Below are 21815 nucleotides of genomic sequence, written 5' to 3'. Positions count from 1 at the left end.
TCAGGCCAGGCGATAGGCGAAGTCGCCATCGCTGCCCAGCTCGATCACAAGGCGTTCGATCGGCATGTCCTGGGCCATGCGCTCGAGCACGTGCTGGGCGAGCTCGGGCATCAAGGTCTGGGACAGGATGTTGTCGATGTTGCGCGCACCGCTGTCGACCTCGGTGCAGCGCGCGGCGATGGCCTTGACCAGCGCCTGGTCGTAGGCGAGCTCTGCCTGGTGGTTGCGGGCGAAGCGCTTGGCGATGCGGTCGAGCTTGAGGGCGACGATGCGCTCGAGCACCTGGTCCTGCACCGGGTAGAACGGCACGATGCTCAGGCGGCCGAGGAACGCCGGCTTGAACACGCGGTTGAGCTCGGCACGCAGGTCTTCGACGATGGTCTCGGGCGTTGGCAGTTGCTCGGCGTTCAAGCAGGTCTGCATGATCCGCTCGGTGCCGGTGTTGGAGGTGAGGATGATCACCGTGTTGCGGAAGTTGATCTCGCGGCCTTCGCCGTCGTCGAGCACGCCTTTGTCGAACACCTGGAAGAACAGTTCGAGCACGTCGGGGTGGGCTTTTTCCACCTCGTCGAGCAGCACCACGCTATAGGGCTTGCGGCGTACGGCCTCGGTCAGCACACCGCCTTCGCCGTAGCCGACGTAGCCGGGTGGCGAGCCCTTGAGGCTCGACACGGTGTGGGCTTCCTGGTACTCGGACATGTTGATGGTGATCAGGTTGCGCTCGCCGCCGTACAGGGTATCGGCCAGGGCCAGCGCGGTTTCGGTCTTGCCGACGCCGCTCGGGCCGAGCAGCAGGAACACGCCGATGGGTTTGTTCGGGTCTTCCATGCGCGCCCGGGAGATCTTGATGCGCTTGCCGATCTCGTGCAGGGCATGGTCCTGGCCCAGTACGCGCTCGCCGAGCAGTGCCGGCAGGCGCTGCACCGTGTCGATTTCGTCACGCAGCATCTTGCCCAGCGGGATGCCGGTCCAGCCGCTGATCACCTGGGCGATGGCACCGGCATCGACCAGTGCGTGCACCAGCGGCTGGTCGCCTTGCACCCGGCCCAGCTCGGCGCGCAGGGCATTGAGCTGCTGGGCGTCGGCTTCATTAGCGGCATCCAGGGCCTTGAGCTGTTCGACCAGCGCCAGCTCCTGCTGCCATTGTTCGTTGAGCTGCTGTTCGTGCTGCTGTTCGGCCTGCAGGGCGGCCTGCAGCTCGCCCAGGCGGCGGGCATGGTCGTGGCCCTTGGTGGCCTCGTGGTCGAGCACGGCGATCTCGGCCCGCAGGTTGTCGATGTGCCGACGGCAGTCTTCCAGCGCACCGGGCTGCGACGACTGCGCCAGGGCGATGCGGGCACAGGCGGTGTCCAGTACGCTGACGGCCTTGTCGGGCAGCTGGCGGCCGGTGATGTAGCGGTTGGACAGGCGCACGGCCTGTACCAGCGCCTCGTCCATGACCGCGACCTTGTGGTGTTCGCGCATCTTGCCGAGCAGGCCGCGCAGCATGTGGATGGCCTTGTCCTCGTCGGGCTCTTCGACCTTGACCACCTGGAAGCGGCGGGCGAGGGCGGCGTCCTTCTCGAAGTACTTCTTGTATTCGGCCCAGGTGGTGGCGGCGATGGTGCGCAGCTCGCCACGGGCCAGGGCCGGCTTGAGCAGGTTGGCGGCATCGTTCTGCCCGGCCTGGCCACCGGAGCCGATCAGGGTGTGGGCCTCGTCGATGAACAGGATGATCGGGTGCAGGCTGCGTTTGACCTCTTCGATCACCGCCTTGAGGCGGTTCTCGAATTCGCCCTTGACCCCGGCACCGGCCTGCAGCAGGCCCAGGTCGAGGGTGTGCAGGGCCACGTCCTTGAGCACGGCGGGCACGTCGCCCTGGGCGATGCGCAGGGCCAGGCCTTCGACCACGGCGGTCTTGCCGACTCCGGCCTCGCCGGTGAGGATCGGGTTGTTCTGGCGGCGACGGGTGAGGATGTCGACCATCTGCCGCACTTCGAACTCGCGGCCCAGCACCGGGTCGATGCGGCCTTCGCGGGCGCTATGGGTCAGGTTGACGGTGTACTGGTCCAGGGCTGGGGTCTTGCCGCCGGCCTTGCCTGCGGGGGCGACCGGTGCCGCGGGGCTGGCCAGGGGGCTGGCGAGCTTCGACTCGGCGCTGGCTTCGACCAGGGCGGTGAAGTTCAGGCGCAGGTCGTCGACATTGACCTTCTCGAGCTCCGGCGCCGAGGCGATGACCACGCGGCGCAGCTCGGCGTCGTCGAGCAGGGCCAGCAGCAGGTGGCCACTGCGCACCTGGCCGACACCGTACTCGATCGACGCCAGCACCCAGGCCTGCTCGATCAGGCGGGTAATGTGCGGCGACAGCGCCGGCGTGCGGGTATTGCCTTTCTTGAAGGTACCCAGGGCGGTGACCAGTTGCGCCTGCAGGCGTTCGGCGACCACCTCGTAGTGGCGCAGCACCTGCGGCAGGTCGCTGTCGGTATTGTCGAGCAGTTGCAGCAACAGGTGCTCGACCTCGACATCGTAGTGCTGCTCCGACAGGCACAGGGCCGCCGCGCTTTCAGTGGCCGTGCGGCTGGTTTCGTTGAGCTTGGCGAACAGAGACTTCAGGTTCACAAGGCGACCCCATCGTAAGGAATGTGGAAGACGGCGCAACGGGAAGGCTCCGCGTCACGACCAGGGCGTTTGAGCCAGCCCAGCCAGCCCAGGGCGACATTGCCGTTGCGGCCCAGCTGGGCGCAGGGCACGGCCTCGCGCTTGAGGCGCGGGGCGATTTCGAAATCGAGTTCGGCACCGATGTAGAAGCGCACCAGCTCGACCAGCTTGCGGTAGTCGTCGGTACCGGGCTGGAAGCGCTGGTAGTCGGCCAGTGCCAGAGGGCCCAGTTCGATGCGGATGCACGACTGGTAATCCCATACCCGGTTGCCGGCCACGGCGCTGTGGCCCAGCTGCGCGTTCTTGCGGCCGAGCTGAGTGCACTGCTGCGGTTGCAGCTTCAACCAGCGCCCGGCGAACTGCTTGACTTTGATCGGCAGCGAGAAATAGAAGCCCAGCATCACCTCCAGGTTGAGGGCGTTGCGTGGCTTCTGGCTGAGCATCCCGGAGAAGTAGCTGAACAGCTCGCGGCGCAGCGCCTGCGGCTGTTCGAACTTCAGCTGCTGGGCGCGTGGGCCCAGGCCCACCAGGTTGAGCAGGTAGCCGTCGAAGCTCGAGGTGCCGTTGCGCTCGTGCTCGATATGGAACTTGTACTTCTGCCACGCCTCGTAGAACAGCGTGGTCATGCGGTGCGAGAAGATGTCCAGGAACGCGTGGGCGGCATCGTCGCGGTATTGCACGTGGCGTTCGAGCAGCAACTCGGTATATGGCCGCGGCAGCACGCCCGATGGCCCGACCAGGCCCATGAAGGTGACCTGCACCTCCGACAGCGGCAGCCCGGCCGGCGACACCTTGCCCTCGCGCTCGAAGTGCAGGTCGCTGACCTCGCTGGCCGGGAACGCCAGGGACAGCTGGGTGCGAAAGCGCAGCGGGTCTTCGTGCGGCCGGGTCGCCAGGTCCATACGCCCGGAGCGGCTGTAGTGCAGGCGAAGCAGGCGCACCAATTGGAAGAATTCGAATCGGTGCGGCTCGGCTCGGGCCTGATCGATCAGACCAGGGGCTGATCGCCAGTACGTGCTGGCCATTGGACGACTCTCTTTTCTCGTTGTTGGGTGCGCAGGGTCAGTTGGGTGAAGCTGTTCATCGAGCAGTACTGGCCGAAGAAGTGGTCCAGCACCATGCCGAACAGGAACACACCACTGCCAGTGAACTGGCTTTCGTCGAAGGTCAGGGTGATGCCCACGCCGCGCACGAAGTTCGGCCGCGGGTGGCCGATGCGCGCAACCACCGGTTCGCTGCTGATGGCCTTGATGCCGTTGATCTGTTTGCGGATCGCCGAGACGTTGCGGTAGTTGTACAGCGACAGCAGTTCGAGCAGCACTTCGCGGCCCTGGCTCACCAGCGACAGGTGGTTGAGCGACAGGTGCGCGATCAGCCGCCAGATCAGGCCCTTGCCCAGCGGTACGCGAACCGTGGCGGTGGGCTTGCGCAGGCAGCGGATATCCTTGATCACCGAGTTGGCCGGGATGTTGAAGTCGCCACGCTCGCCACCGAAGGGCAGCATCAGGGGCACATCGCGGTTGCTGCAGGTGAGGTTGATGCTCAGGGTGTCGGCGTTGCCGTCGATCAGCTCCAAGTCGCGGTCGACCACACGGATGCTCATGGCGGTGGCATCGCCCTGGTTGCGTCGGCGGGCGATCCAGAAGCTGGTATGCGGGTCCTGCTCGCCACGTGGCTCGAAGAACGGCTGGCAGGTGCCGACCTGGTCGACGCCGCCCAGCTTGCGCACCCGCCGCACACGGTCGATCGACACCACCTCGGCTGCGTTGTGCAGGCGGATGTCGGGCGTGACGGGGTATTCGTGCTGGGTATGGGTGAGCTTGATCGGCTCGGCCTGCTGGCGGAACAGGTTGATGATCGGCGTGCAGTTGAGCTTGAAGTTGTTGCGCCCGATGTTCTGGGTCAGCCGCGCCAGGCGATCGCTGAGGTCGTAGTCGGAGAAGTAGAAGTTGACCTCGACCTGCTCGATGGCCTTGCCGTGCAGGATGCGGGCGAAGCCGCTGAGGTCGAAGAACATGAACTTGTCGGGGAAAGTGAAGTACTCGTGCAGCAGGCGGTAGCCCAGGAACGAGCGCTCGGAGTAGTCCACCAGGCCCTCGTCGCGGGCATAGCCGACGGCTTTGAGGGCGTCGGCCGGCAGCGCGACCTCACGGGTACGGCCGCCGTCCTGGAAGCTCAGGGTGGCCTTGGCCAGGTTGTTGAACAGCAGCTCGTACAGCTGCAGCATCAGCGTGGCTTCGCCATCGAGGAAGAAGCGCAGGCGCTCCAGTTCCATCTGGCCGAACAGCACATCGCCGGTCGCCTCCAGGCGGATGCGCAGGCGTGCCACCAGGTCGGCGCTGTGGCCGTTGAAGGCCGAGCGTTCCATTTCGGCGAACGAGGCGTGCTGCACGGCGATGGGCCAGAGTTCCACCGGGTAGCAGGTGCGGAACTTGCAGACCACGCCGTCGATGGCATTGGCGTGCATCTCGGTGTGGCGTGCCACGTGATAGGCCTCGGTGACCTTCTCGTGCTTGCCTAGGGTCAGCTCGGCGATCGACATCGACGGGGTAGGGCGCAGGTAGTGCGGGTACAGCACCTCGAGGAAGGACTCGACGATTTCCGGGAATTCGTCATCAAGCTTCTTGTGCACCCGGGCAGACAGGAACGAGAACGCCTCGATCAGGCGCTCGGTGTGCGGGTCCTCGCAGTTGTCGCCCTCGATCAGCAGCCGTGAGGCGATTTTCGGGTACTGCGCGGCGAACTCCTGGCCGAGGAAGCGCAGGTGCGACAGTTCCTTTTCGTAGTAGGGCAGCAGTTCGTCGAGCATCAGTTGAGGTTCTGCACTTTGTATTCCTGGGTGTTGACCTGCAGCACGGCGTCGAACGACACCTGGCGGCTGATGTCCTGCAGACGCAGCACGGCGTCCACGCGGAAGGTCAACATGCGGTGCCCGTTCTGCTGGGCCAACAGCTGTACGCGAACCCGGCGGAAACGCCGGTCGCCGGTGCTGATCGCCCGCTCCAGCTGTTGCTGGATGAGTCGGCGATCCTGCGGGTCGAGCACGCTGCGGCTGATGAAGTCGGGCATGCCGTATTCGAGAATGGTGCCGCCGAGCTGGCTGAAGCCTTCGAGCTCCTCGGCGACCAGGGATTGGCGAGTGTTCACCAGCACTTCCAGGTCGCGCACGATGCTCGCCTTGTACTCGGCCAGCGAACAGGTGCGCTGCGTGGCCGGCTCGGCCGACTGGTACGGACGGTCGTCCAGCAGTCGGTCGAGCAGCGAGGGCAGCAGGCGGGCCTGGTTACTCATGTGTCAATCCCTGTACACATTCCGTTCACATGGGGCCGGTCAGCCGCGGGCGCCTTGCGGCAGCTCCGCGACCAGGCGCAGCGAGGCGGTCAGTTCGTCGAGCTGGTAGTGCGGGCGCAGGTAGGTCACGGCCTTGTACACACCCGGCTTGCCTGGCACTTCGAACACCTCGGCGCGGGCTTCGCGCAGCGGGAACTTGGCCTTGGCTTCCTGGCTGGCGGTGTCGTCGAGCAGTACGTAGCTGGCCAGCCACTGGTTGAGGAAGCGCTCCACATCCATGCGCGAGGCGAAGCTGCCGATCTTGTCGCGCATGATCGCCTTCATGTAGTGGGCGATGCGCGACGTGGCGAAGATGTACTGCAGTTGCGCCGACAGGCGTGCGTTGGCGTTGGCGATGTCGGTGTTGTACTGCTTCTGCTTCTGCGCCGACTGGGTGCCGAAGAACGCGGCGTAGTCGGTGCCCTTGCAGTGCACCAGGGGGATGAAGCCCAGGTCCGAGAGCTCTTTTTCACGACGGTCGGTGATGGCGATCTCGGTGGGGCACTTGAGGGCGATTTCGCCGTCGTCGGTCTTGAAGGTGTGGGTGGGCAGGCCTTCGACCAGGCCACCGCCTTCGACGCCACGAATGGCCACGCACCAGCCGTAGCGGGCGAAGGCATCGGTGACGCGGGTGCCGAGGGCGTAGGCGGCGTTCATCCACAAGTACTTGTTGTGGTCGCGGCCGTCGACGCTTTCGACGAAGTTGAACTCCTCGACCGGGGTGGTATCCGGGCCGTAGGGCAGGCGGCCGAGCACGTGTGGCAGGGTCAGGCCGACGTAGCGCGAATCTTCGGAGGCGCGGAACGACTTCCACTTGGCGTACTCGACGGTGTCGAAGATCTTCGCCAGGTCGCGCGGGCCAGACATCTCGGTGAACGAGTCCCAGCCGAACAGCTCGGGCGAGGCGGCCGAAATGAACGGCGCGTGGGCCGCGGCGGCGACGTGCGAGATTTCCTCGAGCAGATACATGTCCTCGGGGTTGCGATTGAACTCGTAATCGCCGATCAGCATGCCGAACGGGGCGCCGCCGAAGGTGCCGTACTCTTCTTCGTAGACCTTCTTGAACAGTGCGCTCTGGTCGAATTCGCTGGCGGCCTTGAGGTCGCGCACCAGGTCCTTTTTCGAGGCGTTGAGCAGGTGGATCTTCAGCGTGGTGCTGGTCTCGGTCTGGTCGACCTGGTACTTCAGGCCGCGCCAGGAGGCTTCCAGCTGCTGGAACTCACGGGCATGCATGATTTCGTTCATCTGCTCGGAGAGCATCGCGTCGATCTCGGCGATGCGGGCGTCGAGCACGGCGATCAGGTCCTTGCTCGGGGTCATTTCGCCCTCGAGTACCTGGCTCACCAGCTCACCGATCAGGTCGCGGGTGCGGCTGCGCTCGGTCTCGGAGCGGGCCACGCGGCTTTGCGAGATGATGCTGTCGAGCAGCGAGGACTGCGGCGCGAAGGATTCCACTTCCACCAGGTCGGCAGCCTGTTGCGGCATGGTTTGCTTGTCGGTCATGTTCAGGCTCCTGCTCAGGCGCGGTCGTCGCTGGATGGGTCTTTCACTTCGGCTTCACGGCCGAATTCCTTGCCCAGGGTCTTGAGCTTCTCGGTGTTCTGCAGCACGTCCATGAGCAGCTCTTCGAGCTTGTCGTTGCCGCCCATCTTGTTGCGCAGGTCGGCCAGCTTGTTGCGCACCTCGAGCAGCTTGCGCAGCGGCTCGACCTGCTTGACCACGTTCTGCGGCTCGAAGTCCTCGAGGCTGTTGAAGTTCAGCTCGACGCCCAGCTGGGTGCCGTTCTTGGCCAGGGTGTTGTCGACGCGGTAGGTCAGGCGCGGCTTGATGCCCTTGAGCACGCCGTTGAAGTTGTCGCGGTCGATGTAGACGAACTTGCGGTCCTTGAGCTTGGGCAGCGGCTCCAGCGGGTTGCCGGAGAAATCGCCCAGCACGCCGACGACAAAGGGCAGTTCCTTTTTCTCGATTGCATCGCCGATGTCCACGTCGTAGGTGATGTGGACCCGAGGCGCGCGAACGCGGTCGAGTTTGTGCTGGGTGCTTTCCTTCTTCGCCATCGTGATCTCCAGTGCGAGCAATTCGCTGCGAATCATTGCGCGGCCCGCTGCCGGGCGCTGCGCGTTACAGTCCTTCGATCGTCAGCAACAGGCGCTGACGGATTTCGTCGTTCATTTCCAGTATGTTGTCGCGGCCTACCAGCTCTTCGAAGCTGGTGTTGCCGGCAATTTGCGTGCTGCTACGGATGACCGAATCGTCGGGAAGTTCCGAACGTACCGGCGAGCTGATGATGCAGAAGGGCAGGTCGCCGAAGCCTTTGAGGCGCTCGAAGCCAAGGGCGAAGCGCAGGCCTTCGAACAGGCGGCCGAGCCCTGGCGATTTGCTCAGGCAGTAGAACAGCACCAGGTAGTGCACCACGAAGCGGTACAGCTCGGCGCTGCTGCGGTCGGGGTCCTTGATGACGGTGCGAAAGCGTGCCAGGTCGAAACCCTGGTAGCCGACGACCCAGCGCACGGGGCTGGTGATGCGGATGACCTGGCCGCCCGGGGCGAGGGCCTTGTCGTATTCCAGCGGGAAGAGTTCGGGGGTGGTGCTGATCAGGTTGAGCGGTACGTCCAGCTCGCTGACCAGTTGGAACGGGGCGGCCGAACCGATGCGCTCGTAGAGTTCGATGAGCGACTGGAAGTGGCCTTGGGTTTCGCGGCCACTGCTGCGTTGCGCACCCTGCAGGTACTCACCGAAGAAGGCCTGGGGACGGATCAGCGGAGCGAGGCTCGCGAGATAGTCCGACGCCTGCGCCTTGAGCGCATCGGAAATCGCACGGGTCTGGCTGCGTAGCTTGATCAGTGCTTCAACATCGAACGTCTGTGTCATTCGGGTGCATCGTCCTTGAGCCTTCGTGTTCGTCCCGCGACGCCTTGGGAGGCGTGGACCTGAAGGGCATTTCGTTCTCGTTCGCCGCGCAGGAAAAACGTATGGCGAACCCTGGATCAACCGTGCTGGCAAAAAAATATCGAGGTGCCAGCAATGCCCTGTAGGGCAGCTCCTTTGTGAAGAAGTTCCAGTTAGGAATTGGATTTTTTCCCGGTTTTGTGACGCACTGCAATGATGTCTAAGTGATATCAACTGCTCGGATCAGCGCTGCAGAATGGCCTGCAGGCCAGGAATTTAGAGGGGTTGATGGTTTCTGGTTGGATCCAATGGGCGGTTCAATGTTTTTTTTCAAAAAGTGAACCAGGTCGCCCTTTGGTCGCCTGGTTTTCACTCGAAAGGAGATGAGGACGAGGTAGCCAATGATGGCAACCTGAGCGTCGGCTGGTGATTTTTTGCACACATGCAAGCTCGGTTTCAAAGGGTTGCGCAGCCCTGGCGACCTGTTCAGGCGAAGCACGCACGAATCCATTCGTACAGGCTCGCGCCCTCTCGAGACAGCTCCCCGTCTGTACGTCGGCACAGGTAGTAGCCACGGCCGTCATCCAGGGCGTGCTCGAACAGCTTGACCAATGCGCGGCTGTCCCGTTGCGCCGCCACCAAGGGTTCGCGCAGCAGGGCGCAGCCCAGCCCACGCAAGGCTGCGGTAAGTGCCAGCTGGCCGTCCTCGAACAACAAGCCCTGCAGAGGGGCTGGGTGGCGTATGCCGGCACTGTGCAACCACTGGGGCCAGGTGCTGCGGTCTTCGTCATGCAACAGGGGCATGCGCGCCAGGGCCAGGGGCGTGTCGAGCGGGCCGAAGCGGGCGAGCAGGGCGGGGCTGCACCAGGCGGTCACGGCGCCGCTGATCAGCGGCTCGCTGTGGTAGCCGGCCCAATGCCCGGTACCGAAGCGGATGGAGATGTCGGCGGCGTCGCTGGGGTAGCTGCGGTGATTGGCGTAGGTGACGTTGACGTCCACGCCGGGATTGGCGGCCAGGAACTCGCTCAACCGTGGGATGAACAGGTTCAGGCCGAACAGCGGGATCAGGCTGACGGTCACCTGGCGCGTGGCATTCTGCTCCCGTGCGTGCTCGGTGGCGCTGCGCAGTACCGCGAAGGCCGAGCGGATGGCGCGGTAGTACTCGCGGCCCTGCTCGGTGAGGATCAGGTTGCGGCCCTGGCGCATGGTCAGCGGCAGGCCGAGGAAGTCCTCCAGCAGGCGCATCTGATGGCTGATGGCGGAGGCCGAGACGTTCAGTTCCCTGGCGGCTGCGTTGACACCGCCGTGCCGGGCAAACGCCTCGAACGTGCGCACGGCGCGCAAGGGTGGATCAGCGTCAAATTGTTCGATTAAATTCATGTGTTGAGATTTATTGGCGAATTTTGCCTAGAAAAACCTAAATATGGTGGCCTTTCAAGGGTTATTTGTCGGTATTCGTTTATTCAAGTTGATTAAATCAGAACGGTTGTCTTACCGTGCAGACACACTGGAACCGCTGCCTGAGAGGTCATCCCGACATGAGTGCAATCGACGGAGAACTGGGCATTCTTGCCCGCCGGCGCATCGAAGCTGAGATCATCAAACCCATCTACGAAATCCTCGTGCGCGACTACGGCAAGCAGAAGGCCCAGGCGGTGATCGGCGAGGCGGTGTCCGGGGCGGCGGTCGCTGCCGGGCGTCATTTCGCCTCGCGCGAGCCGGAGGGCCCGAGCCTGGCGGGCTTCGTGGCACTCCAAGCCCTGTGGGAGAAAGACGATGCGCTGGAAGTGGAGGTGATCGCCAGCGATGCCACCCGCTACGACTATGACGTGCACCGCTGCCGGTACGCAGAGATGTACCAGGCGATGGGGTTGGGCGAAATCGGCCATCTGCTCTCGTGCAACCGCGACGAAGTGTTCATCGTCGGCTACGACCCGAGCGTGAGCCTGACGCGTACCCAGACCATCATGGGTGGTGCGCCGTGCTGCGACTTCCGTTATCGCCTCAAGGAGCAGCAGCCATGAGCGGCGTGCCAAGGGTCGATGGCACGCGCTTTTGGGATTCGCTCATGGAAATGGCGCGCATCGGCGCGACGCCAGCCGGCGGGGTGACGCGCCTGGCCTTGACCGAGGAGGACCGCCAGGGGCGCGACTTGTTCGTGCGCTGGGCGCAACAGGCAGGGTGCACCGTGCGCGTGGATGCCATGGGCAATATCTTTGCCCGTAGGGCCGGCACCCGGGACGACCTGGCGCCGGTCGTCACCGGCTCCCACGGCGACTCGCAACCTGCGGGCGGGAAGTTCGACGGTATCTATGGCGTGCTCGCCGGCATCGAAGTGTTGCGCACCTTGAACGACCTTGGGATCGAGACCGAGCGGCCGATCGAGGTGGTGAACTGGACCAACGAGGAAGGGTCGCGCTTCGCCCCGGCGATGATCGCCTCGGGGGTGTTCGCCGGGGTCTATGACCTGGCGTATGGCCTGTCGCGCACCGATGCCGAGGGCATCACCCTGGGCCAGGCCTTGCAGCAAATCGGTTATGCCGGCCCGGAGTCGGTGGGCGGCCGGGCTATTCACGCGGCGTTCGAACTGCACATCGAGCAAGGCCCGATTCTGGAAGCGGCGGGCATCGACATTGGCGTGGTGAGCGGTGCCCAGGGCCAGCGCTGGTATGAAGTCGAACTGACCGGGCGCAGTGCCCATGCCGGTACCACGCCGATGTCGCACCGGCTGGATGCAGGGCTGGGGTTGGCACGGGTGATCGAGCAGGTGCATGCGCTTGGGGTCGAGCAAGGCGATGATGGCCGGGCCACGGTAGGCTGGGTGAACCTGTACCCCAACTCGCGCAACGTGGTCCCTGGGCGGGCGGTGTGCAGCGTGGAGTTCCGCCACCCCAGCGAGGCCGTGCTGGAGGCCCTGGAGGCGCGTTTGTACGCCGGGGTGGCAGGTATCGCCGAGGGCCTTGGGTTGGAGCAGCAGGTGAAGCGGATCTTCCAGTACGCGCCCATCCAGTTCGACCCGGGGTGCGTGGCGGACGTGGCCGAGGCGGCACGCGCCCATGGCTACAGCCAACGCCCGATGATATCCGGCGCGGGGCACGATGCCTGCTACCTGAGCAAGGTCGCGCCCACTGCGATGATCTTCGTGCCCTGTGTGGAGGGGTTGAGCCATAACGAGGCCGAGCATATCCACCCGCATTGGGCCGAAGCCGGGGCCAATGTGCTGCTGGGGGCGATGTTGGCGAAGGCGGGTGTGGTCACCCCTTGAGCTTTGCAGGGCTTTAGTGGGGTGGCCCCAGCCAACTGCAGGGGCCACCCACACATTCGGGGTATGTTCCAGGCCGCCGAATCTTCCGATAGTAACGCCACCGGCTCATCCCGAGCAGTCACACGATGGAGTTGCTATGGGCAAGGCACTGAAGGTGATTGGCAGTCTGTTGTTGGCATCCTGCGCCAGCGCCACGCAGGCGGTGGAGGCAGATGCGAGCAATACGCTGCGGCTGTACAACTGGACCGACTACATCGGCGAGACCACCCTGGCGGACTTCGAGAAGGCCACTGGCATCAAGGTGATCTACGACACCTTCGATGGCTACGAAACCGTGCAGACCAAGCTGCTGACCGGGCGTTCCGGCTATGACCTGGTCATGCTCAACGCCTCCCTGGTGCCGCCGCTGATCCAGGCCGGGGTGTTCCAGCCGCTGGACAAAGGCCAGTTGCCGAGTTGGCACAACCTGGACGCCAAGGTGGTCGCAGAGCTGCAAAGCTACGACCCGGGCCTGAAGTACTCGGCACCCTATACCTGGGGCAGTTCGGGCGTGACCTACAACGTCGACAAGATCAAGGCCCGCATGCCCGACGCCCCCATCGGCTCGCTGGCGATGCTGTTCGACCCCAAGGTCGTCTCGCGCTTCGCCGACTGCGGCGTGACGCTGATGGATGCGCCCAGCGAGGTGATCCCGCTGGCCCTGCAGTACCTGGGCAAGGACCCGCACAGCGCCGCGCCCGCCGACCTGAAGGCGGCCGAAGACCTGCTCATGGGCATCCGCCCCTATGTGAAGAAGTTCGACTCGGTCAACTACCTCACCAGCCTGCCCAACGGCGACACCTGCCTGGCCTTGACCTGGTCGGGCGACTACGCCACCGCCCAGGCCCGCGCCGAGGAGGCGAAGAAGGACATCACGCTGGACTTCTTCATTCCCAAGGAAGGCTCGTTGATCTGGTTCGACAACCTTTACCTGCCCAAGGACGCGCCCCATGCGGCGAACGCACACCGCTTCATCGAGTTCCTGCTGCAACCGCAAACCATGGCCAAGGTGACCAACTACATCCACTACGCCAACAGCAATGCCGCCGCCACGCCCCTGGTACAGGCGGACATCCGCGCCAACCCGGCGATCTACCCCGACGACGCCACCCGCAGCCGCCTGTTCGCACAGAAAACCCAGGCGCCCCGGGACATGCGCGCCATCACCCGGGTGTGGAGCACGGTCAAGACCGGCCTGTGAATCGATTTCCCTATCCTCTTTCCCGCAAGGAGCTGCCCCATGGCCATGCCAAGCCAAGCTGTCGCTTCGACACTCACCCAGGACCCACTGGTGGAGGCCGACAAGGCCCACTACATGCACGGCTACCACATGTTCGACGAGCACCGTGAGCAGGGCGCGCTGAACATCGTCGCCGGGGAAGGTGCCTACATTCATGATACCGAGGGCAACCGGTTCCTCGATGCCGTGGGCGGGATGTGGTGCACCAACATCGGCCTGGGCCGCGAGGAGATGGCCCAGGCCATTGCCGACCAGGTGCGTAAGTTGGCGTATTCCAACCCGTTCTCCGACATGGCCAACGACGTGGCCATCGAGCTGTGCCAGAAGCTCGCGCAGCTGGCGCCGGGCGACCTGGACCATGTGTTCCTCACCACTGGCGGCTCTACTGCCGTGGACACCGCCTACCGCCTGATCCAGTACTACCAGAACTGCCGGGGCAAGCCGCACAAGAAGCACATCATCGCCCGCTTCAACGCCTACCACGGCTCGACCACGCTGACCATGTCGATCGGCAACAAGGCGGCCGACCGGGTGCCGGAGTTCGACTACCTGCATCCGTTGATCCACCATGTCTCCAACCCCAACCCGTACCGTGCCCCGGACGACATGGACGAGGCCGAGTTCCTCGACTTCCTGGTGGCCGAGTTCGAGGACAAGATCCTGTCGCTGGGCGCGGACAACGTGGCGGCGTTCTTCGCTGAGCCGATCATGGGCTCGGGCGGCGTGATCATTCCGCCCAAGGGCTACTTCCTGCGCATGTGGCAGCTGTGCCAGGCCTACGACATCCTGTTCGTGGCCGACGAAGTGGTGACCTCGTTCGGGCGCCTGGGCACGTTCTTCGCCAGCGAAGAGCTGTTCGGCGTGCAGCCGGACATCATCACCACCGCCAAGGGGCTGACGTCGGCCTACCTGCCACTGGGCGCGTGCATCTTCTCCGAGCGGATCTGGCAGGTGATCGCCGAGCCGGGCAAGGGGCGCTGCTTCACCCATGGGTTCACCTACAGCGGCCATCCGGTGTGCTGCACCGCGGCGCTGAAGAACATCGAGATCATCGAACGGGAGAACCTGCTGGCGCATGTGAACGATGTGGGCGCATATCTGGAGCAGCGCCTGGGCAGCCTGCGCGAACTACCGCTGGTGGGGGACGTGCGCTGCATGAAGCTGATGGCGTGCGTCGAGTTCGTCGCCGACAAGGCCAGCAAGGCGCTGTTCGACGATGCGGTGAACATCGGCGAACGTATCCATCGCAAGGCTCAGGCCAAGGGGCTGCTGGTGCGGCCGATCATGCACCTGAACGTGATGTCGCCGCCGCTGGTGATCACCCACGCCCAGGTCGACGAGATCGTCCAGACCCTGCGCCACTGTATCCTCGAGACCGCCGAGGAGCTGCGTGCCGAAGGGCTGTACCAGGGGCGATGAGCCACCTGGAGCGGGCTGTGCGCTCCCATGCCCGGCAGGTTAGACTGCCGGGCATGACCCAGCCTTCCCTCGATACCCCCGTCACCCTCAGCTTCGGCGCACTGCAGCAGTGGCATGCCGCCCTGCAGCAGGCGTTCGCCAGCAGCGAAACCCCGGACGCCCTGGCGCACCTGGCAACGGCCATCGGCCGACTGGTGTCGGTGGAGTCGATGATGATCAGCCTCGAATGCCGGGGCCGGGCGCCACGGCTGCTGTACCAGCAAGGCATTCCCGAGTGCCACCGTGATGCGGTGCTCAACCGCTATTTCGCGGCCGGCTACCTGCTCGACCCGTTCTGCCTGGCGGTGGAGAACGGTCTGGCCGAGGGCTTCTACCATCTGGAAGACATCGCCCCGGACAATTTCTTCGACAGCGACTACTACAAGGCCTATTACCTGGGTACTGGCTGTAGCGAAGACAGCTACTTCATCGCCGACATCGCCGAGGACCGCAAGCTGTCCCTGAGCCTGTTCCAGGGCTGCAGTGGCACGCGCCTGAGCACTGGGCAGGTGGACCTGCTGCGGGCGGTGGAACCGATGGTGCGGGAGCTGCTGGGGCGCTATGCGCGGCATCAGCTGCTGGAGGCGCCAGGGGCATCGGAGGCGGGCGGCTTGCAGGCGGCCTTCGACAGTTTTGGTTGCCAGGTGCTCACTGACCGTGAGCGGCAGGTGGCGCACATGATTTTGCGTGGGCATTCGGTGAAGTCCACGGCCATCGAGCTGGGGATCTCGCCGGAGACCGTGCGCATGCATCGCAAGAACCTGTACCTGAAGCTCGGGATCAACTCGCAGTCCGAGTTGTTCGCCCGGTTTATCGATTGGTTGAGGCAGGGGTAGCGCGCGGGCGAAAGTTTGTGTTGCCTTTGCGGGCCAATCGCCGGCAAGCCGGCTCTCATAGAACAACGCATAACTCATTGATTTGACAAGGCCTGTAGGACCGCCGCACCGCCACTCCTACAGAAGAAGGCGGCGCTAGCCACTTGTTCTCTGCGCGACAGCGCAGCCCAAAGGGCTGGGTGATCTCCCACAAAAAACGCTTTCGATTGGGGCGGGCCTGGAGACGGTGTATGCAAGGCCGCTTCTACCGATTGTGGGAAGGCCCTTGGGAGGGCGTCTGCACCCGCTGGGTTTCTTCCTCCAGGTAGGTCAACAGTGCGCTCACCTCGGTGTCGCCCAGGCGCAGATTGGGCATGGCCAGGCCTTTGTACTGGTCGTACAGCAGCATGGCCAGCGGGTCTTTTTCGGCGAGCATGCGGTCGGGCTCCTTCAACCAGCGCACCAGCCAGCGGGCATCGCGTTGCCGGGTGACGCCCAGCAGGTCGGGGCCGATGCCGCCCGAGGCGCTGGGCCCGGCGTCGCCGAGGCTGTGGCAGGAGGAACAGCGAGTCCTGAAGATCTGCTCGCCACTGCTGGGCGTGCGAATCTGCGTGGCCTGGGCTACAGCCGTTTCCGGCAGTTTCCAGTTGTGCAGGCTCTTGCCCAGGCGGTCGGCCAGGATGTAGGGACTTTCGAAGGGCGAGGCCTTCATCCAGCGGCCGGTGGCCTGGTTGCCGATGATCAGGCTCAGGTTGTGGTCCTTGGAGCGGCCATTGTCCAGGCCTTCGATGAACAGCCCCAGGCGCCTGCGCAGCAGCTCGATGTCGTCAGGCTCGCCGGTGAGCAGGCGCCAGCCTGGGCCCAAGTTGAATTTCTCGCCATAGCGCTTGAGGGTGGCCGGGGTGTCGTTGTACGGGTCGATGCTGATGGAATAGAAAAAGATGTCCTTGCCCACCCGGTCGCCCAGCAGCTTCTGTACCTGGCGCAGCCGCGCGGTTTCCAGAGGGCAGGCATCGGAGCAGCCGGTGAAGATGAAGTTGATCGCCACCACCTTGCCCTCGATCAGGTCGTCGAAGAAACGCACGGGGCGGCCGTCCTGGTCGAGCAGGCGGATGTTGGGGAAGTAGTCCCGGCCCCAGGGCGTGGCCTGGGCCACGTCCTGGGTGGCCTGGGGAGGCCAGTAGGGCAGGCAGGCCACCAGCAACAGCAGCAGGTGGGCACGTGTAGGACGCCGGAACCAGCCCATGGTCTTGCTCCTTCGTTGTCAGCGGACACTGATCGGTACGGTGATGCTCTGTCCAAGCGCGGAACGCACGGTCACCGTCGCTGGCGATGCCGGGCCGGCACCGGTGGTGGTGACCGACAGCCGCCAGCGCGCGCCAGTGGTGGTCGGGCTCAGGGTCGCCAGGCCGAGGTCCAGTGGGCCACTGGTGGTCGAGGCCGTCACCCGGATGCTGTTGCCGCTGGCCTGGCTGGTGGTGCCGGCCAGGTCCCAGGTGTAGCGGTCGTTGCTGCGTCGCTGCACCGTGGCGCTGCTGACCTTCAGCTCATCGGCGATCACCGGTGGCGTCACCGCGATGCTGACCGTGGCCGGGCTCACCGACTCGGCGCCCAGGGCGTCGCGCGCCTGGTAGGTGAAGCTTGCGGTGAACGGCGCGGTCACCTGCTGTGGCGGTGTGTAGGTGACCTGCGTGCCATCGCTGGCCACGGTGCCCTTGCCTGAGTCCGGCTGGGCCAGGCCCACCACGCTCAAGGGCAGGTTGCGGTCCGGGTCGGTGTCGTTGGCCAGCACGTTCACCGCGACCGGGGTGCCGGCCTGGGTGGCTGCGCTATCGGGCATTGCCACCGGGGGCTGGTTGCTGCTGTTGTCATCGCCGCTGCCGCTACCACTGTTGCTGGTGCGGAAGGTCGGCAGGGCGGCGGAGCTGACGTATTGCACGCCATCCCAGCCAGGCAGTGGTGTGGGCATCATCTGGAACTGGCCGGGGTGCTCCAGGTCCCAGCGCAGCAGCATGGAGGAGTCTTCGTGCTGGGTGTTGTGGCAGTGTTCCATATAGGTGCCGGCGAACTCGCGGAAGCGGATGGCCACCTCGATTTCTTCCGACGAGTCGGCGTCCGGTCCGATGCGATACACGTCCTTGCGTGCCCATTTCTCCCACTCCGGCGGTGCCTTGCCGTCGCGGCTGAGCACCACGCCTTCCTCGAAATGCACATGCACCGGGTGGCTCCAGCCGTTGCCGCCGTTCTTGATCTTCCAGACCTCCAGGGTACCGTCGCCACTGAAGCCGCCATCGGTCGCTTCGGCGGACAGTTGCGGGGCTGCGCTGATCCGGCGTGGGTCCATGCTGTAGCCGAAGCCGCCGTCGGTCTTGATGGTCCAGGGCGCGGTGTCGGTGCCGTCGGAGCGGCCGAAGAGGAACTCGCGGTGGCGGGCGTCCTTGAGCTTGGCCTGGTCGCTGGCGCTGTTGCGATCGATGGTCAGCGGCAGCATCTTCAGGCCCTCGGCCTTGCCGGGCTTGGCCGGTTCGTAGGCCACTGGGTCCATGCTCAGGTCCTGGCCGCTGTAGGGCTGCACCACCAGTTGCAGGAACTTGCCGACAGCGGGGTCGCCGCGGTCCCATTCCGGGCCTTTGCTGGTCTGCTTGATGACGGCCTTGTAGTTTTCCGAGAGCACATCGGCCAGGGGAATCGCTTCGCTGGGGCCCTTGCCGGTCTCGTGCTCCATCAGGTTGACGAAGTACAGCTTGTCGCCGACCTGGATGCCGTGCTTGGCGAAGTTGATGATGATGTCGTAGCGCTCGGCGATGCCTTGCAGGGGCAGGATGCCGTTGTTGTCCTGGCGATTGCCGTCGCCGTTGAGGTCCATGGTGCCGTCGAACGGCACTGCGTGTTCCATGAGGTTGCCGTCGTTGGCGATCATGTGGAACGGCACGCGCTCGTACGACACGTTGGAGCCGGACGGCCCCTTGAATTCGCCGCCGCTGCCTGCGACTTCACGCACCACGGCGAACTTGAAGTACCGCGATACCGAGCCGTTGAGCAGGCGGAAGCGGTAGCTGCGTGCCCGCACTTTCAGGCGCGGCTGGTATTGCCAGTTGACGAGGATCTGGTCACCGAGAAAGCCGTCGGTATTGAAGGGGTTGAACCACAGCTGACCGTTGGCATCCCAGGCCTTGTCGGCGATCACCAGGTTCACGTCATAGTCACGGTTGCCCCAGGGCAGCGCCGAGCCGCTGGGCAGGCGCAGGTTGACGCCGTCCTGCAGGGCTTCGTTGCCGCGATCGAGGGCGCTGTAGTAGTTCATCATCACGGCGTTGCCTTTGTAGACATTCTGCGCCGTGAAATCGAGCATGTGGTCGTGGAACCAATGGGTGCTCATGGTTTCGCGCCAGTCGCCGCGGATCTTGATGCTGCCGTTCTGGCACGTCTTCAGGCCCGGCGAGGCGTCGTTGACGAACAGGGTTTCGCCCGGCGAGCAAGGGAAGGCGGCACGCGGGTCTTCGGCGCGGGTGTTGATGGTGTCGTAGCCGGCCAACTGCACCGGCCAGCGGTAGTCGTAGTACTGGCCGGGGAAGAAATAGGCATTGGCGAAGCCGTCGCTTTCGGCCGGCGAGTGGCCGTTGTGTTCATGGGTCGAGATGGTGTGCAGGCCGAAGCCGCCGTTGGCCGACGGGTCGATCGGCAGGGCGTTGTAATGGCGCATCAGGATCGGCTGGCCGTAGCGCACCATCAAAAGCTTCGGCGGGAAGGTGCCGTCGAAGGTCCACAGCGACTTGTGGTTCTGTAGCGGCATCTTGGGGTGGAAGCGGGTGTCGATGCCTTTGGTGGTGCCCAGCGTGGTGGGGATGTCCGAGGTCTGGTAGTACAGCCCGCCCGGGGCGAACTCGCCTTGGGCGTAGTTGTGCAGTTGCCGACGATCGCGCAGGCCCTGGTTGATGCGCGCACCGGCCTGGGCGGTCTTGAATGCGGCCTGGGGGTAGAACTCGTTCCAGCGCTGGTGCGACCAGCCTTTTCCTGGCGGGCGGCCTTCAGCGGGCGAGCCGACCGGGTGCCGATTGAGGAAATCTTCGATCTGCGCCTTCCACGGGTTGCGATCGAGCACGTTGGCGTACTGGGTGGGGAAGGGATACAGCCCTGGCTGCTTGAGGAAGGCTTCCAGGGCATTGCCGTCCGGGCCGCTGCGGGCGACGTTGTTCGGGTCCTGGGCCGGTGCTGGCCCTTTGGTGGGCAGGGGGAAGCCCAACTCGGGCGGTGGCGCGGTGGGGTCGAGCTTCTCGGTGCCGAATTCTTCGAAAAGCAACAGTTGTTGGGTGAACGGCTCGGCGCCGAACAACGGGCTGGGCTTGCCGTTGGTGGGGTATTGGCTGGACGTCTGTTGCAGCGGCGGCAGCACGTTTTCGGTGGTGGGCGTGGAACGGTCACCGAACACGCCATCGGTGAGCTCCAGCGCGCCCTCGTTGGCTTCCGGTTCATGGGTGATGTCGTCCAGCGCCTTGACCGGGTCGTCTGGTGGGTCGTAGTAGGCCGAGGGGTCGGTTGGTGGGGGCTGGCTGGTGTCATCGAGGGGGGAGGCTATGGCCGTGATCAGTCCCAGACTGAACAGCATCGCCGTGACCGACGATAACCGAAATACCTGCATGGATGAGCGCATTGCCGAATGTCTTTTCATCGCTTTCGCCTCGGGTCGTACTGCGTGGCCAATGGTCACGTCGAGGTGGCCATTGGCCTTGTTGCTGAGGCAGAAGCAATGAGTGCGCCAGGTATTTGTAAGCATTTATTTCAGTACGTTTCGGACGTACTGAATCACCGGCTCGGGCAGAAAAAGGGGATAGAGGCCCAAAAGCGGGCAAACCCTTACCCAAAGGTGGTAAAGCGTTGAGCTGGGCCTTGAATGGGCGCGCGAATACTCGCACAATCAGCCTTTATTACGTAATACGTATTACGTTACGAAACCTAGGAGCGAACATGGCCCGGGCCGGTATCAACAAAGCGGTGGTGCAGCAGGCACGCCAGGCACTGCTTGCCCGAGGCGAGCAGCCAACCATCGACGCAGTACGTATCGAGCTGGGCAACACCGGCTCCAAGACCACCATCCACCGTTATCTCAAAGAGCTGGACACCGCTCAGCCCAGCAAGGCCGGCCTGAGCGAGCAATTGGGCACGCTGGTGGAGAAACTGGCCGGGCAACTGGAGGACGAGGCCCAGGCACGCATCCGCGAGGCCGAAGCCGTATTCGACGAACAACGCGAACGTCTGCAGGCACAATTGCAAGTGGCCCAGCAGGCGCTGGCGGCGGCTCACCAGCAACTGCAGGCCCAGGCCAGCGCGTTGCAGGCGGAGGCTGAGAAGCTGGCGACCACCCAAGGCGCCTTGCAGGCCGAGCAGCTACGCAGCGCCAGCCTCAGCCAGGCGCTGGGGGAGCTGCAGGTGCGCCTGGCCGACAAGGACGAGCAGGTTCGTTCGCTCGAAGAGACGCAACGCCATGCACGCGATGCGCAGGAGCAGGACAAGCGTCGCCACGAGACGCAGCTGCAGCAGGCGCAGGTGGAGGTGCTGCGCCTGCAACAAAGCGTCGCCTTCCGCCAGGAGGAGGCCACCCGGCTGCACCGGGACAACGAACGGTTGCTGGCGGACAATCGGCGGGCTTCGGCCAAGCGCAAGGTGCTGGACGAACAACTGGAACAACGCGACGCCCAGGTGCAGGGGCTGCGCTCGATCCTCGCCCAGGCCCAGGGCGCAGGGGATGAAATGCGTCGACAACTGGAGCAGTTGCAGGCCAAGCTGGATGCCCGAACGGCGGAGCTCTTGGCGTGCCAGGCGCGCCTGCCCTGACGCCGTCGGGCGCAGTGGGCGCAGATGGATCAAACTTCGTGAGGCTTGCAGGTTCTTCCGTAGACACCCTACCGGAGACAGCCCATGAGCAGACCCGAACAGCACAAGCCCGCCGACGGCCCTCATTCTTCCGAGCACGCGACACGCAAGAACGACCTGGGTTTCGACCCGGACTCACCCGACCTGGAGGACCCGCAAGTCGACCCGCAAGGCCCGGCCAAGCCGCCTCGGGACGACGAAAAAAAGGATTGAACCAAGAAGGCTTCACCAGCGCCCCGGGGTGCCGAGGCGCTGGTGAAGGTCAGGTGCC

The 21815-nt window shown here is 64.5% G+C and carries 17 protein-coding genes; 7 read left to right on the top strand and 10 right to left on the bottom strand.

Going from position 1 to position 21815, the window contains the following annotated elements; all coding sequences use genetic code 11:
* The 8 genes from tssH to K8374_RS12165 form a co-directional block, all read right to left on the bottom strand.
* The gene (gene tssH, locus K8374_RS12200; RefSeq protein ID WP_224455759.1) at positions 1-2598 is read right to left on the bottom strand and encodes a type VI secretion system ATPase TssH; all 2598 of its coding nucleotides are present in this window, start codon (positions 2596-2598) and stop codon (positions 1-3) included.
* On the bottom strand, positions 2595-3662 hold the full coding sequence (tssG, locus tag K8374_RS12195; RefSeq protein ID WP_084857837.1) for a type VI secretion system baseplate subunit TssG: 1068 nt from the start codon (positions 3660-3662) through the stop codon (positions 2595-2597). The genes tssH and tssG overlap by 4 nt, the downstream gene beginning before the upstream one ends.
* The gene (tssF, locus tag K8374_RS12190; protein WP_224455757.1) at positions 3626-5446 is read right to left on the bottom strand and encodes a type VI secretion system baseplate subunit TssF; all 1821 of its coding nucleotides are present in this window, start codon (positions 5444-5446) and stop codon (positions 3626-3628) included. The genes tssG and tssF overlap by 37 nt, the downstream gene beginning before the upstream one ends.
* Positions 5446-5928: a type VI secretion system baseplate subunit TssE gene (gene tssE / locus K8374_RS12185; protein ID WP_084857839.1), complete on the bottom strand. Its 483-nt coding sequence runs from the start codon at positions 5926-5928 to the stop codon at positions 5446-5448. Before tssE ends, tssF begins: the two co-directional genes overlap by 1 nt.
* 39 nt (positions 5929-5967) lie before the next feature.
* The gene (gene tssC / locus K8374_RS12180; RefSeq protein ID WP_084857840.1) at positions 5968-7470 is read right to left on the bottom strand and encodes a type VI secretion system contractile sheath large subunit; all 1503 of its coding nucleotides are present in this window, start codon (positions 7468-7470) and stop codon (positions 5968-5970) included.
* 14 nt (positions 7471-7484) lie between these two features.
* Positions 7485-8024 (bottom strand): type VI secretion system contractile sheath small subunit, encoded by a 540-nt coding sequence (gene tssB, locus K8374_RS12175; protein ID WP_003248358.1) that lies wholly within the window; start codon positions 8022-8024, stop codon positions 7485-7487.
* A gap of 64 nt (positions 8025-8088) precedes the next feature.
* On the bottom strand, positions 8089-8838 hold the full coding sequence (locus tag K8374_RS12170) for a hypothetical protein (RefSeq protein ID WP_224455756.1): 750 nt from the start codon (positions 8836-8838) through the stop codon (positions 8089-8091).
* 504 nt (positions 8839-9342) lie between these two features.
* A complete protein-coding gene (locus K8374_RS12165; protein ID WP_224455755.1) occupies positions 9343-10236 on the bottom strand; it encodes a LysR substrate-binding domain-containing protein in 894 nt (297 codons plus the stop codon).
* Positions 10237-10394: 158 nt separating this feature from the next.
* On the opposite strand from K8374_RS12165, the gene K8374_RS12160 reads away from it, so the two are divergent.
* From K8374_RS12160 to K8374_RS12140, 5 genes are all read left to right on the top strand, one after another.
* Positions 10395-10880 (top strand): L-2-amino-thiazoline-4-carboxylic acid hydrolase, encoded by a 486-nt coding sequence (locus tag K8374_RS12160; RefSeq protein WP_224455753.1) that lies wholly within the window; start codon positions 10395-10397, stop codon positions 10878-10880.
* The gene (locus tag K8374_RS12155; protein WP_224455751.1) at positions 10877-12121 is read left to right on the top strand and encodes a Zn-dependent hydrolase; all 1245 of its coding nucleotides are present in this window, start codon (positions 10877-10879) and stop codon (positions 12119-12121) included. The genes K8374_RS12160 and K8374_RS12155 overlap by 4 nt, the downstream gene beginning before the upstream one ends.
* 136 nt (positions 12122-12257) lie before the next feature.
* Positions 12258-13361, top strand: a complete 1104-nt coding sequence (locus K8374_RS12150) for a polyamine ABC transporter substrate-binding protein (RefSeq protein ID WP_224455749.1) — start codon at positions 12258-12260, stop codon at positions 13359-13361.
* Between the two features lie 39 nt (positions 13362-13400).
* The gene (locus K8374_RS12145; protein WP_224455747.1) at positions 13401-14819 is read left to right on the top strand and encodes an aminotransferase; all 1419 of its coding nucleotides are present in this window, start codon (positions 13401-13403) and stop codon (positions 14817-14819) included.
* 53 nt (positions 14820-14872) lie between these two features.
* Positions 14873-15694, top strand: coding sequence for a helix-turn-helix transcriptional regulator (locus tag K8374_RS12140; RefSeq protein WP_224455745.1), 822 nt, complete (start codon positions 14873-14875; stop codon positions 15692-15694).
* A gap of 244 nt (positions 15695-15938) precedes the next feature.
* On the opposite strand, the gene K8374_RS12135 is transcribed toward K8374_RS12140, so the two are convergent.
* Both K8374_RS12135 and K8374_RS12130 read right to left on the bottom strand, forming a co-directional pair.
* A complete protein-coding gene (locus K8374_RS12135) occupies positions 15939-16919 on the bottom strand; it encodes an SCO family protein (protein ID WP_224455744.1) in 981 nt (326 codons plus the stop codon).
* Positions 16920-16937: 18 nt separating this feature from the next.
* On the bottom strand, positions 16938-20324 hold the full coding sequence (locus K8374_RS12130) for an Ig-like domain-containing protein (protein ID WP_411969639.1): 3387 nt from the start codon (positions 20322-20324) through the stop codon (positions 16938-16940).
* A gap of 314 nt (positions 20325-20638) precedes the next feature.
* Here K8374_RS12130 and K8374_RS12125 point away from each other — a divergent pair, with 314 nt between their 5' ends.
* Both K8374_RS12125 and K8374_RS12120 read left to right on the top strand, forming a co-directional pair.
* Positions 20639-21505: a DNA-binding protein gene (locus K8374_RS12125; RefSeq protein WP_224455741.1), complete on the top strand. Its 867-nt coding sequence runs from the start codon at positions 20639-20641 to the stop codon at positions 21503-21505.
* A gap of 84 nt (positions 21506-21589) precedes the next feature.
* On the top strand, positions 21590-21757 hold the full coding sequence (locus K8374_RS12120) for a DUF6021 family protein (RefSeq protein ID WP_172403027.1): 168 nt from the start codon (positions 21590-21592) through the stop codon (positions 21755-21757).
* The last annotated feature ends 58 nt before the right edge of the window (positions 21758-21815 follow it).

Source organism: Pseudomonas sp. p1(2021b) (genome assembly GCF_020151015.1).
GTDB classification, from domain to species: domain Bacteria; phylum Pseudomonadota; class Gammaproteobacteria; order Pseudomonadales; family Pseudomonadaceae; genus Aquipseudomonas; species Aquipseudomonas putida_K.
Note: the sequence above shows the minus strand (reverse complement) of the source record. Positions and strands in the feature narration are given on the sequence as shown.